The organism is Campylobacter curvus (assembly GCF_013372125.1).
GTDB lineage: Bacteria > Campylobacterota > Campylobacteria > Campylobacterales > Campylobacteraceae > Campylobacter_A > Campylobacter_A curvus.
Genome location: NZ_CP053826.1, coordinates 1,558,938 through 1,571,405 on the forward strand (window position 1 = coordinate 1,558,938; position 12,468 = coordinate 1,571,405).

At 43.5% G+C, this 12,468-nt stretch carries 14 protein-coding genes; all 14 read left to right on the top strand.

Annotated elements, in window-relative coordinates:
* Nucleotides 1-118: 118 nt before the first annotated feature.
* Nucleotides 119-403, top strand: coding sequence for an NADH-quinone oxidoreductase subunit I (locus CCVT_RS07670; protein ID WP_018136075.1), 285 nt, complete (start codon nucleotides 119-121; stop codon nucleotides 401-403).
* Between the two features lie 97 nt (nucleotides 404-500).
* A complete protein-coding gene (gene ndk / locus CCVT_RS07675) occupies nucleotides 501-914 on the top strand; it encodes a nucleoside-diphosphate kinase (protein ID WP_009650810.1) in 414 nt (137 codons plus the stop codon).
* A gap of 13 nt (nucleotides 915-927) precedes the next feature.
* Nucleotides 928-1,284, top strand: coding sequence for a DUF177 domain-containing protein (locus CCVT_RS07680; protein ID WP_018136074.1), 357 nt, complete (start codon nucleotides 928-930; stop codon nucleotides 1,282-1,284).
* Nucleotides 1,285-1,296: 12 nt separating this feature from the next.
* Nucleotides 1,297-1,443, top strand: a complete 147-nt coding sequence (gene rpmF, locus CCVT_RS07685; RefSeq protein ID WP_002942540.1) for a 50S ribosomal protein L32 — start codon at nucleotides 1,297-1,299, stop codon at nucleotides 1,441-1,443.
* A gap of 4 nt (nucleotides 1,444-1,447) precedes the next feature.
* Nucleotides 1,448-2,437, top strand: a complete 990-nt coding sequence (gene plsX / locus CCVT_RS07690) for a phosphate acyltransferase PlsX (RefSeq protein WP_026175411.1) — start codon at nucleotides 1,448-1,450, stop codon at nucleotides 2,435-2,437.
* Between the two features lie 3 nt (nucleotides 2,438-2,440).
* Nucleotides 2,441-3,445, top strand: coding sequence for a beta-ketoacyl-ACP synthase III (locus CCVT_RS07695; RefSeq protein WP_018136072.1), 1,005 nt, complete (start codon nucleotides 2,441-2,443; stop codon nucleotides 3,443-3,445).
* A gap of 430 nt (nucleotides 3,446-3,875) precedes the next feature.
* Nucleotides 3,876-4,475, top strand: a complete 600-nt coding sequence (locus CCVT_RS07700) for a peroxiredoxin (protein WP_018136071.1) — start codon at nucleotides 3,876-3,878, stop codon at nucleotides 4,473-4,475.
* A 106-nt stretch (nucleotides 4,476-4,581) separates the two neighbouring features.
* A complete protein-coding gene (locus CCVT_RS07705) occupies nucleotides 4,582-5,664 on the top strand; it encodes a PilZ domain-containing protein (protein WP_018136070.1) in 1,083 nt (360 codons plus the stop codon).
* Nucleotides 5,665-5,673: 9 nt separating this feature from the next.
* Nucleotides 5,674-7,968, top strand: coding sequence for an ATP-binding protein (locus CCVT_RS07710; RefSeq protein ID WP_018136069.1), 2,295 nt, complete (start codon nucleotides 5,674-5,676; stop codon nucleotides 7,966-7,968).
* Between the two features lie 61 nt (nucleotides 7,969-8,029).
* Complete coding sequence (gene plsY / locus CCVT_RS07715; RefSeq protein WP_018136068.1) at nucleotides 8,030-8,644, top strand: glycerol-3-phosphate 1-O-acyltransferase PlsY; 615 nt, start codon at nucleotides 8,030-8,032, stop codon at nucleotides 8,642-8,644.
* Complete coding sequence (locus CCVT_RS07720) at nucleotides 8,641-8,967, top strand: dihydroneopterin aldolase (RefSeq protein ID WP_018136067.1); 327 nt, start codon at nucleotides 8,641-8,643, stop codon at nucleotides 8,965-8,967. The genes plsY and CCVT_RS07720 overlap by 4 nt, the downstream gene beginning before the upstream one ends.
* Nucleotides 8,968-9,043: 76 nt before the next feature.
* A complete protein-coding gene (hsrA, locus tag CCVT_RS07725) occupies nucleotides 9,044-9,715 on the top strand; it encodes a homeostatic response regulator transcription factor HsrA (RefSeq protein WP_009650782.1) in 672 nt (223 codons plus the stop codon).
* 38 nt (nucleotides 9,716-9,753) lie between these two features.
* On the top strand, nucleotides 9,754-10,986 hold the full coding sequence (locus CCVT_RS07730) for a HAMP domain-containing sensor histidine kinase (RefSeq protein ID WP_051068547.1): 1,233 nt from the start codon (nucleotides 9,754-9,756) through the stop codon (nucleotides 10,984-10,986).
* Between the two features lie 8 nt (nucleotides 10,987-10,994).
* On the top strand, nucleotides 10,995-12,443 hold the full coding sequence (locus CCVT_RS07735) for a Ppx/GppA phosphatase family protein (protein ID WP_018136065.1): 1,449 nt from the start codon (nucleotides 10,995-10,997) through the stop codon (nucleotides 12,441-12,443).
* Nucleotides 12,444-12,468: the final 25 nt, after the last annotated feature.

Consider the following 12,468-nt stretch of genomic DNA (forward strand, 5'->3'; position numbering starts at 1 on the left):
GCCAAAAAGGTGTAAAATTTTCATAAATTTAAGAGCTAAAATTTTATATTAAGAAGGTGCATTTATATCATTTTCAGCTTTTTTTGATATTCTACACAAAATTTTCAAAGGAGAAACCATGTCAGTAAAGATCACAGACATTTGCATAAGCTGCGGCTCTTGCATAGACGAATGCCCAGTAGAAGCTATCGTTGATGACAGTGACAACCCAACAGGAGAGGACACATACTACGTGTATGCAAACAAATGCGTAGAGTGCGTCGGCTACAACGACGAACCGGCCTGTGCCTCAGCCTGTCCGACCGACGGCTGTATCGTATGGGACAGCGTAGTAGCGGGCCAACCATCTCGTGAACAAATCGGCGCAGACCAACGCTTAGGCACGACAGCCGTCATCGCTTAAAATTTTAGGCTCAAGTTTTGGGCCTATTTGATTTTTAAACTTTTTTTGATATAATTGCCAACTTCATTAAAAACACTTTAACGTTAAGGGAAATTTTATGCAAAGAACACTTTCTATCATCAAACCTGATGCCGTTAAGAAAAATGTCGTCGGAAAAATCATAGATAGATTTGAAAGCAACGGGCTAAGGATCGCTGCTGCAAAGAAAGTAAAACTAAGCAAATGCGATGCAAAAGCGTTTTACGCCGTTCATAGCGAGAGACCGTTTTTCAACGATTTAGTCGAGTTCATGACGAGCGGACCAGTCGTGGTCATGGTGCTTGAGGGCGAAAATGCAGTAGCTAAAAACCGCGAGCTAATGGGCGCGACAAATCCTAAAGAAGCTGCCGCTGGCACTATCAGAGCGGACTTTGCAGAGAGTATCGACGCAAATGCAGTCCATGGAAGCGATAGCCTAGAAAACGCTATAAACGAGATAAATTTTTTCTTTGCAGCAAGAGAAATTTGCTGATTAGGGCCAAATTTTGAAAATAGCGTTTGCGAAAGTCGCAAATAAAAATATTGATTTTGAATTAAAAGATAAAAATTTAAATTTTAGTGGAATTTTAAAGAGGCTTGATCCCAAGCTTGTCGAATGCCTCGGCAAAATGAAAGGCGAAATTTCATATATCTGCGATAGATGCGGATGTGAAATGACGCTACCAGTCGATCAAGACATCAAGCTTGTTTTAAGCGACGGTGTTTATGTCGATAAAGAGAACGAACTTAGCGATACGATGGAATTTTTTGACGGAGATATCGATTTAAACGAAGTTTTTAAAAGTGAATTAGAAGCTTTTAAGAGCGATTATTTTTATTGTGAAAATTGTAGAAATTTATAAAAGGAGAACAAAATGGCAGTACCAAAGCGAAGAGTGAGTCATTCTCGTGCAGCAAAACGCAGAACACACTACAAAGTTACACTTCCAGTACCCGTAAAAGATAAAGACGGCTCATGGAAAATGCCTCATCGCATAAACAAAACAACCGGTGAATATTAAAAAAATGATTCGCATTGCTATTGACGCTATGGGTGGAGACTTCGGCCCCGAGCCTATAATCGCAGGCGTGATAGAAGCGCTAAAAGATACTAAATTTTCGGCCGTCCTCGTCGGAGATAGCAATGCCATAAAACCACTCATACCTGAAGTGTATCTAAAAAATATCACTTTTTTAGAGGCGGCTGAAGTCATTTCTATGGCCGAGGGCGCTACGGACGCTTTAAAACGTAAAGAGAGCAGCATCTATAAAGCGATAGAGCTTTTGAAAAACAAAGAGGTAGATGCAGTCGTTTCCGCAGGACATAGCGGTGCGACAATGAGCCTAGCCACACTAAGAGTCGGCAGACTCAAAAATGTCGCACGTCCTGCTATAGCTACCTTGATGCCAAATTCTAAAGAGTCCACGACTCTTGTTCTTGATGTCGGGGCGAATGTGGATTGTAGGAGCGAACATTTATTTCAGTTTGCAGTGATGGGCGAAGCCTACGCTAAAGAAATTTTAAATCGCAAACTCCCTCGCGTAGGTCTTTTGTCAAACGGTGAAGAGTCCTGCAAAGGCAACGAGGTGAGCAAAGAGGCTTTCGAGCTTGTCTCAAGGCTTGACAGCTTCGTAGGTAATGCCGAGGGGAATCAAGTCTTTGACGGAAGCGTAGATGTCATAGTCTGCGACGGATTTATAGGCAACATCCTTTTAAAAACTAGCGAAGGCGTAGCCGATGCGATAGGCAAGATCATCAAAAAACAGGTCAAAAAATCGCCTCTTGCGATCGCTGGCTCAGTTTTGATGAAAAAGGTCTTTAGAACACTGAAAAAACAAGTCAGCTACGATGAATACGGCGGCGCACCACTACTTGGCATAAACGGCTGTGTCATCATAAGTCACGGCAAAAGCAATTCCAAGGCCATAAAAAATGCGATATTCCAAGCGATAAATTTTGCGAATTCAAACATCAATAAAGTTATCGAAGAAGAACTCTCGCATTTTGCAAGATAAAATATGCTAAAAGCTTCGCTGATATCCATAGCTTCATACGTTCCTAAAAAAATTTTAACGAATTTCGATCTTGAAAAGATGGTCGACACAAGCGATGAATGGATCGTAAAACGCACAGGTATAAAAGAGCGCCATATCGCAGAAGGCGAGATAACGAGCGGTCTTGGCACTAAAGCCGCCAAACTAGCCATAAAACGGGCAGGATTAGAAAAGTCCCAAATAGATGCGATCATCTGTGCTACGATGTCACCGGATCATCTTTGTATGCCATCCACCGCTTGTAAGATAGCCGCAAATTTAGGCCTGAACTACGGCATAACGGCATTTGATATAAGTGCGGCCTGCACGGGGTTCATCTATCTTTTACAGCTTGCAAATTCATTGATTAAAAGCGGAGCGAAAAAAAATGTTTTGATCGTGGGGGCCGAGAAGCTTAGCTCGGTAGTCGATTACACCGATAGAAGCACCTGCATACTTTTTGGAGATGGCGCCGGTGCGGCGATCATCAGCGCAAGTGATGAAAACGAGATAATCGATATCCACACCGCAAGCGACGGGACACAGTCGCATCTTTTGATAACTCCTGGCTGTGGCAGCGCATATCCGGCCAGCGATGAAACGCTGGCAAAAAGGCTAAATTTCATACATATGTCCGGCAACGAGGTCTTTAAGATCGCCGTTCAAACACTGACAAAAAGCGTCATCGAAATTTTAGAACAAAACAATATGACAAGCCGCGATATAGACTTTTTCGTGCCTCATCAGGCAAATATCCGTATCATAGAAGCGGTCAAACAACGCCTTGATTTTAAAGACGAGCAGTGCGCATTGACGATAGCAAAATACGGTAACACGAGCTCCGCATCGATACCGATGGCGATAAACGACGCTTATGAAAGCGGTCGCATCAAAAATGGCTCGACCTTACTGCTTGACGCCTTTGGAGGTGGCTTCACCTGGGGCTCGGCTATATTAAAATTCGGTGGCAAAAATTTCGATCAAATTTGAAATTTAGCCAAAATATAAAATCTCACCAAATCCGGCTATCAAAATTTCAAAACAAACTACGATTATCTAAAATTTTAGGTTCTGTTACAATAAATCATTGACGCTTGCTTCGCAAACCCTGTTCGCTCCAGGAGCGACCTGGCACGGACGCGAACAGCGTTTGTGCGGGAGCGAGTAGCCGAACATATAGCACGATTTACGCGGTCAGCTACCGCTTCCCTGTCCTCGTAGCGAAGTCTCGTTACGAGTGCGTAGCACGAAGTAAAAATCGGCGGCGATAGCGTCGCTTCACAAGGTTTGACTTTGCTTCGAACGCTGAAAATCAATGAAATATTTTAATAGAGCAAAATTTTATAATATTTTTATCTTATTTTAAAGTTTTAGCGATATAATTTTGCAACTAATAAATTTTATTATAAGGAGAACAGAAATGTTAGTAACAAAAAAAGCACCTGATTTCACAGCTGCAGCAGTTTTAGGCAACAATCAAATCGTAAATGATTTCAACCTATATAAAAATATCGGTGAGAAGGGCGCGGTCGTATTTTTCTACCCGATGGACTTCACCTTCGTTTGCCCAAGCGAGATCATCGCGTTTGACAAAAGATATGACGAATTCAAGGCTCGTGGTATCGAAGTAATCGGTGTTTCATGCGACAATCAATTCTCACACTTCGCATGGAAAGAAACTCCGGTAAATAAAGGTGGTATCGGCAAAGTGCGCTTCCCGATAGTTGCCGATATGACAAAATCTATCGCTCGCGGTTTTGATGTGCTTCTTGAGGACGCCGGTGTCGCACTTCGCGGCTCATTTTTGCTAGACAAAGACGGCACTGTCCGCCACGCAGTCATCAACGACCTTCCGCTAGGTAGAAACATCGACGAGATGATCCGTATGGTCGATACGATGCTATTTACGAACGAGCACGGCGAGGTTTGCCCTGCAGGCTGGCACAAAGGTGATGAGGGCATGAAGCCAAGCACCGAGGGCGTAGCCAACTATCTTTCACACAACGAAAACAAACTTTAATAAAAAAGGCGGAGCTCTCCGCCTTTTAAACCAAATTCACCAAATAAATCTTTAATATAAATTTCAATATGATACCATTTCATGAATAATCGATTTGGAGAAATTTATGGAATTCAAAGGACGACAAGAGCTTGCTACAAGCTGCACGGAGATCATCTCAAATTTTAAAAGCGACTTTATAAATGACGGCGTGAATTTTTGCAAAAGGGCAAATTTGGACGTTTCAAACGAGCAACTAAAAGCAGCGCTTGAAAATATATTTGACTCGCTTTTACTGCAAGATCCAAACGCACAGTCACTTTATAAAGAGCTCGAAAATGCGGTCAAAGGGAAGTGTGAACGCAGCGATCTTTTAAATTTCATATTTTTAAATTTGATCTTAAAATTTAACGACTGTCATCAAAACCCCATACACCTAAGCTACTTCATCTACGCCGTAGAACGCCTAACAGACATCCTAAATCACGCCTCGCCAAAGGATGAAACGAGCTATGTAGCGATGGACCAAACGAATTCGTTTTTATTTGAAGATCCTATAAACACATTTTCGCGGATGAAAACAGCCAAAGCAAAGCCTGAATTTCTAAATTTATACGACGGAGTCAATATAAAACACGAGGCGCAAATTTTAGACGTGCAAGAAGACAGTGTAGTCTTTGGCGTAGATATCATGCAGATTTTAGCTATGAAGCAAGAGGGTAACGGCTTCATCCTGCCAAACGAATATTTCCCCAAGCATCTAAAATCGGACATCTCGGACTTTAGCATAGCCGATAAAAGCGTGACACTTTCAAATTTCTCCCGCATATCCAAAATGAACGCGAATCTGCGAAAATTCCAGCGCGTCCATCCGAACAAATTTACAAAAGTCCTACTAAAAAACGATAGAGCCGAGCTTCACGGCAACCTCTACGATATCTCTGACGGCGGGCTTAGCGTGCTTAGCTCCGAGTCAGCGGACTTTAAAGACGGCGAAGACATAGAAGCGTTTTTCGAGCTTATGATACCTCAAACTACGCCACAAAACGTCCATCTAAAGCTACGCCTCATTACCGAGCTGGCATACAAAGGCTACATCAGATACTGCATGCAAATAATCGGCGAGAGTCAAATAGTGCAGGAATTTACGAGTGCACGCGTCCAAGAGACGCTAGACGAGCTGCGAGCGCGCATCAGCCTCTATCAATAAGGACGTCAAATGAAAAGCATACAAGAAAATTTAAAGCTCTTTTACATCGGCCTAAAAGACAAAGAGCCGTTTTTTTATAAAAACAAAGACCTCACGACTCACGCAGCTATCATCGGCATGACCGGTAGCGGTAAGACCGGGCTTGGTATCACTTTACTAGAAGAGGCCTGCATAGACAACATTCCCTCCATCATCATCGATCCTAAGGGAGATATGACGAATTTAGCCCTCACCTTCCCCGATATGAGCGCTGATGATTTTCGACCTTATATCGATGAAAACGAGGCGGCAAATAAGGGACTAAGCGTAGATGAGTGCGCCAAAAAAGAGAGTGAAATTTGGAGAGAGGGCATAGAGGCGAGCTATCAAAATTTAGAACGCGTGAAGCTTTTAAAAGACAGTGTCGATCTTACTATCTACACACCAAAAAGCTCCGCCGGCGTGGGTGTAGCCTTGCTTAGCGACTTTGCCCGCCCAAATTTAAGCGACGAGGAGAGCTTTAGCAACTATATAAATTCGCTCGCCGCTTCGGTGCTATCTTTGATCGGCATAAACGACGAGGATATGAGCTCAAAAGAGCAGCTTTTAGTAGCTAGCATATTTGATGCGAAATTTAAAGAAGGTCGCGATGTCACGCTAGAGGAGCTAATCGGCTTCATCGCCAATCCTCCATTTAAAAAGATCGGCGTATTTGACGTAGATACTTTTTATCCCGGCGATCAGCGTATGAAGCTTGCTATGAAGATAAACACGCTCATAGCAAGCCCTAGTTTCAAGGGCTGGAGCGAGGGTGTGAAGCTTGATATCTCAAAGATGCTCTTTGACGAAAACGGCAAGGCAAAATGCAATATCTTCACCATCTCGCACCTAAGCAATAGCGAGCGGATGTTTTTCGTGACGCTTCTTCTAAACGAGATCATCGCCTGGATGCGAACGACCGAGGGCACGAGCTCGCTAAGAGCGATCCTTTACATGGATGAAATTTTCGGCTTTTTCCCGCCAAATGGCAATCCGCCGTCCAAAACGCCGATGCTAACGCTCTTAAAACAAGCCCGCGCTTTTGGCATAGGCTGCGTTTTGAGCACTCAAAACCCGGTCGATCTTGACTACAAAGGCCTTAGCAACATCGGCACGTGGTTTATAGGCAGGCTCCAAACCGCACAGGACAAGGCTCGCGTGATAGACGGCCTTACCGGTATCTCGGGCTCAGCGGCAAATAAGGCGCAGCTTGAAAATATGATCTCAAATTTAGCCAAGCGAAGCTTTTTGCTCAAAAACATCAACGAAGACGGTCTAAACATCATCGGCACGCGCTGGGCGTTAAGCTATCTAAAAGGTCCTTTAAGCCACGAGCAAATTTCAAATTTGATGCGAGAGAAAAAAGACGGCCTGCAAGCCATAAAAGCTAAAAAAGCAGATCTAAAAAGCGCGCCAAAGCCGATACTATCAAACGAGATCGAGCAAATTTACAGCGCCCAAGCGAGCGAAATTTTGACCCCAAATTTACTGGCTACCGCCAAAGTGCGCTTTTACGACACAAAAAAAGGCATCGATGCGGTGAAGCAAATTTCATATATTTACGCACTGGACGAAAACGACAAGAGCGCGGACTGGACGCAAGCTAGCGAAGATACCGAGCTAAATTTAAGGACTGACGCCAAGGAGGACGCCAGCTATGAAATTTTGCCCGGCTTTGTGGCAAACGCTAAAAATTTCAACGATATAAAACGCGATTTTAAGGAATTCGTATTTAGAAATTATAAACTTGAAATTTTCGAGGCGATGGGCATCAGCTCAAAACCGACAGAGGATAAAGAGCAGTTTTTCGTGCGTTTACAAGATCGCTGCAATGAAATTTTAGAGGAAAAAACCGCCGAGCTTACGGCAAAATTTGAAAAAGAAAAGGCTAAACTCGAAGAAAAGCTGAACAAAGCCCTAGTCAAGCTTGATAAAGAGCAAAAAGATATGACCGCAAGCGGGCTGGATGTGGCGATAAATATCGGTGCCAGCATCATAGGCGCGCTTTTTGGCAACAAACTGCTTTCACGCTCAAATGCCACTAAGATCGCCTCAAGCGCAAGAAGCGCAAACCGCGTGCTAAAAGAGCGAAGCGACGTGAAGCTAAGCGAGCAAAGCGTAAATGAGATAAACGCGCAAATAGACGAGCTGACAGGCTCTTTCGAGCAGCAAGCGCAGGCGCTAAAAGAGGCTAACGACATCAAAAATATCACGCTAAACGAGGTGCAAATTTCACCCAAAAAGAGCGATATTTATGACGAGAAAGTCGTGCTTTTGTGGAGATGATTTAAAAAACGTCAGTGAAATTTTACTATCATCACGATTTTTAAACGCATAAAGGTAAAAAATGAATGAAAATTTGATGCTTTATTTGATAGCTTATTTGCTCGGCGGAGTGCCGTTCGGACTGATATTTGGCAAAATTTTCGCCAAAGTGGATATAACTACCGAGGGTAGCGGCAGTATCGGTGCGACAAACGTTTTACGCGTATTAAAGCAGCACGATCCAAAACTCGCCAAAAAAATAGCCGTCTTGACTGTCGTTTTTGACGTCCTAAAAGGCGTAGCGCCTATCTTGATCGCTCGCGCCTTCGATGTTAGCCAAAGCGTGCTTTGGGGTATGGCGGTGCTTAGCGTAGTCGGACACTGCTTCTCGCCATTTTTGAAATTTGAAGGAGGTAAAGGTGTAGCAACGGGTGCTGGCGTGATAGCCTGCTTTTTGCCTATCGAGATCGCGATAGCCCTTCTGGCGTGGTTTTTGATCGGTAAAATTTTAAAGATAAGCTCCCTTGCCTCGCTTGGTGCGCTTGCGGCGCTCATCATCGCTAGCTTCATCTTGCATCCTGATATGAACGGCATCCATAGCCATGCACCGCTTTTGATCATCGCATTTTTGGTAGTTTATAAACACCTACCAAATATCAAGCGCCTATTAAGCGGGACGGAACAAAAAGTGATATGAGCCAAAAAATCACGACGCTCATCAAAGATCATGAGTTTGAAACGATCATCGGGATGCTTGACTTTGAGCGCATTACTCCTCAAAAAGTGCGTATGAACGCCAGTTTTTGCAGTAGCGGATTCATCGACTATGTCAGCGTGATAGAATTTATAGAAAAATTTTACAACGAGCGAAAATTTAAAAGTGTCGAAGAGTCGCTTGAAGCTACTTCAAAGGCTTTAAAAGAAAATTTTAAGGATCTGATTTCCTTAAATTTAGAAATTTTAAAAATCGAAATCCTGAAAAATGCGACGGTCGGTGCGAAAATAGAATCCGTTTATTAAAAATTTATTAAAGTATCTTGAAGTCCTGCTTAATTTATGATATAATCCCCTACAAATTTTAGTTTAAGGAAAAAAAATGCGTATCTTGATAGTAGAAGACGAAGTGACGCTAAACAAGACGATTGCAGAGGGGCTGCAAGAATTCGGCTACCAGACGGATAGCTCGGAGAATTTCAAGGATGCCGAATACTACATCGGCATAAGAAATTACGACCTGGTTTTGACAGACTGGATGCTCCCAGACGGTGACGGAGTCGATCTCATAAACGTCATAAAACATAAATCTCCACGCACATCAGTAGTCGTGATCTCTGCAAAAGACGACAAAGACAGCGAGATAAAAGCGCTTCGCGCCGGAGCGGATGACTACATTAGAAAACCGTTTGACTTTGATGTTTTGGTAGCGCGCCTAGAGGCCAGACTAAGATTTGGCGGCACCAACATCATAAAAATCGACGATCTTATAATCAATCCTGACGAGGAAAAGATCACATATCTTGGCCGTGACATCGAGCTAAAAGGCAAGCCGTTCGAGGTCTTGACACACCTTGCTCGCCACTCCGATCAGATCGTCTCTAAAGAGCAACTCCTTGACGCCATCTGGGAAGAGCCTGAGCTAGTCACTCCAAACGTGATCGAAGTAGCGATCAATCAAATCCGCCAAAAAATGGACAAACCGCTAAATATCTCAACTATCGAAACAGTAAGAAGACGCGGATATAGATTTTGCTTTCCCAAAAAAGCTTAAGAAATAGATTTATACTGCAATTAGCCTCCGCATCGATGATGCTGATTGCAGTTATTTCAGTAATGTTATATTACTACATCAGGGTCACCGTCTTTGAGACGGTCATCCAAGAGCTCAGCCACGAAGCTAACCAAATAATAACCAATCCTCAAAAATACAATCCTTTAAATTTGCAAAATTTCATCATACAAGAGCCAAATCAAACCGAAACCTTAGTGCAAATAAAGCAAGGTCAGCTTACTCAGAAAAAGCCCTATTTCTCGCTATTTCAAAATGGAGAGCAAAGCTTTACTACGCTAGCGCATCCATATATCGATGATGATTCTTATATGATACTTAAAAAAGAGACGACATTGCAAAGCAAGATCGTCGAGCAAATTTTCGTAGACATCATCATCGTAAATGCCACGGCGATACTGCTCGTGCTTTTTTACGCACTATTTTTATCAAGGATGCTTCTGCTACCTATAAGAACGCTGTCTGCGAAGCTGACAAAGCTTGACGAGAAATTTTTAAAAGAGATAGATATCAAAAGCCTGCCTGATGAATTTTACCCGCTTGGCAACAGCATAAATAAGCTCATATTGCGTATCAAAACGTTCGTAGAGTATCAAAAAGAGCTTTTTGTCGGCGTTGCGCACGAGTTGAAAACGCCGCTTGCCGTCATGAAGACCAAAAACGAAGTGACCCTCATAAAAACAAGAGAGAGCGAAAAATATATCGAAGCGCTAAGATCGAACAACGAAGCGATAAACAATATGAACAGCATGATAAGCTCGGTGCTAGAGATCGGACGCCAGGAGGGAGCGCAGTTTGAAGAGCCCGTAAATACAGACATCATAGGCTTTTTAAACAAACTTGGCAACAACTTTCAAATTTTGGCTCGCGCAGAAGAAAAGAACATCATCATGTCCCTGCAGCCTGAAATTTTAAACATGAAGATCCAAACCACGCTACTCACTCACGTCATACAAAATTTCGTCCAAAACGCTATAAAATTTTCACCCAAGGACTCAAATATCACTATCCTTTCAAGGACCGAAAAAAACAGCTTCATCATCGAGGTTATCGACGAAGGTATCGGTATCGACGAGAGTAAGGACCTTTTTGCGCCGTTTAAAAGATTTGGCGATAAAGGCGGAGCCGGGCTTGGGCTATTTCTAGCAAAGGGAGCGGCGCAAGCTCTTGGCGGTAGCGTCGCTATCAAAAACCGCAAGGACGGCAAAAGCGGCGCGGTCTCTACCCTCACACTACCTATAAAAATCAATTAGGAAATTTCATGGCAAAACGCACCGCTGTAATAGATCTAGGCTCAAATTCCATGCGAATGGCGATATTTGAGCGCACTTCTCGCTGGGCGTTTTTCATACTGGGCGAATACAAAATGCGCGTGCGCCTAGGCGAAGGTGGCTATGATAGTAGCAACGAAATATCCGAAAAATCGATGCAAAAAGCGTATGAAGCGCTAGCGGAATTTAAAAATATCTCAAAAAGCTACAAATGCACCAAAATTTTATGCGTCGGCACCTCAGCACTTAGAGATGCGCCAAATTCCGCTCAGTTCATCTCGATGATACGTAAAAAACTGGGCATCGGCATAAGGGTCATCGACGGCAAAGCCGAGGCCACTTACGGAGCGATCGCAGCCAAAAATCTGCTATGTCCCCTAGATGAGGGCGTCACGATAGATATCGGCGGCGGCTCGACCGAGCTAGCCCGCATAAGCGGCGGCAAAATCGTCGATACCATATCGCTCGACGTGGGCACGGTGCGTGTAAAGGAGCTATTTTTTGACAGTAAAAATACCGCCAAACTGCCAAACTTCCTGGCGCAAATCACGGCAAAAATACCTGCAAATTTCAAATGCCAAAATTTGATAGCCATCGGCGGAAGCCTAAGGGCCATCTCAGGCGCCATAATGAGCGGCTCAGGCTATCCGTTAGCGACGCTTCACGGCTTTTGCTATAAGCTTAGCGAGCAAAAAAATTTCATCCAAAGCATCGCCGACTCGAGCGTTTTGGAGCTCAATAAATTCCCGATCAAAAAGGACAGATACGATACGATACGCGAAGGGGCGCATATATTTTTAGCGATTAGCGGCGCACTTGAGGCCAAAAACATCTACACGAGCGGCGTTGGTGTGAGGGAGGGTGTATTTTTGAGCGACTTCTTGCGCCCTAGCATGAAATTCCCGCAAAATTTTAACCCGAGCGTAAAAAGCCTGCAAGATCGCTTTATGCTCACGGACAACAAAGCCGTCACAAGATATGCAAAAGAGATATTTTTGTCCCTAAGCAAGATCCACAAGCTAAAAGATGAGCATCTAAACGCATTGCTAGTGGCCTCAAAGCTTTACAATGTCGGGCAAGACATAGGATTTTACGGGGATCACAAAAACTCGGCATACATCATCCTAAATGGCTTAAATTTCGGATTTTCACACGAGCAAAAGGCGCTGATCGCAGCGATAATCGGCACTAACGGCAAAAAGATCATTTATGAATTCGAGCGATATAAAAATTTACTCCCAAAACCAGAATGCATAAGATGGTTAAGCTTTATGCTCTCGCTCGCAAAAGCGCTTAATATAAACTGCGCGGCGGCTAAGCTCGGGTTTGAATTTACCGGCCATACGCTTAAAATTTATGGAGCTAAAAATCTAGCGATGGCTAAAGACGAGATAAAAAAGATAGCAAAGCCTGAAATTTTCGCTATTTCGTTTGTTTAAATTCAACAAGGTCTAATTAGCGGCG

Coding starts and splice junctions, on each gene's coding strand:
- rpmF (WP_002942540.1), top strand. CDS start 1,297: ATGGCAGTACCAAAGCGAAGAGTGAGTCATTCTCGTGCAGCAAAACGC.
- CCVT_RS07710 (WP_018136069.1), top strand. CDS start 5,674: ATGAAAAGCATACAAGAAAATTTAAAGCTCTTTTACATCGGCCTAAAA.
- CCVT_RS07720 (WP_018136067.1), top strand. CDS start 8,641: ATGAGCCAAAAAATCACGACGCTCATCAAAGATCATGAGTTTGAAACG.
- CCVT_RS07670 (WP_018136075.1), top strand. CDS start 119: ATGTCAGTAAAGATCACAGACATTTGCATAAGCTGCGGCTCTTGCATA.
- plsY (WP_018136068.1), top strand. CDS start 8,030: ATGAATGAAAATTTGATGCTTTATTTGATAGCTTATTTGCTCGGCGGA.
- CCVT_RS07700 (WP_018136071.1), top strand. CDS start 3,876: ATGTTAGTAACAAAAAAAGCACCTGATTTCACAGCTGCAGCAGTTTTA.
- plsX (WP_026175411.1), top strand. CDS start 1,448: ATGATTCGCATTGCTATTGACGCTATGGGTGGAGACTTCGGCCCCGAG.
- CCVT_RS07735 (WP_018136065.1), top strand. CDS start 10,995: ATGGCAAAACGCACCGCTGTAATAGATCTAGGCTCAAATTCCATGCGA.
- hsrA (WP_009650782.1), top strand. CDS start 9,044: ATGCGTATCTTGATAGTAGAAGACGAAGTGACGCTAAACAAGACGATT.
- CCVT_RS07730 (WP_051068547.1), top strand. CDS start 9,754: ATGCTGATTGCAGTTATTTCAGTAATGTTATATTACTACATCAGGGTC.
- CCVT_RS07695 (WP_018136072.1), top strand. CDS start 2,441: ATGCTAAAAGCTTCGCTGATATCCATAGCTTCATACGTTCCTAAAAAA.
- ndk (WP_009650810.1), top strand. CDS start 501: ATGCAAAGAACACTTTCTATCATCAAACCTGATGCCGTTAAGAAAAAT.
- CCVT_RS07705 (WP_018136070.1), top strand. CDS start 4,582: ATGGAATTCAAAGGACGACAAGAGCTTGCTACAAGCTGCACGGAGATC.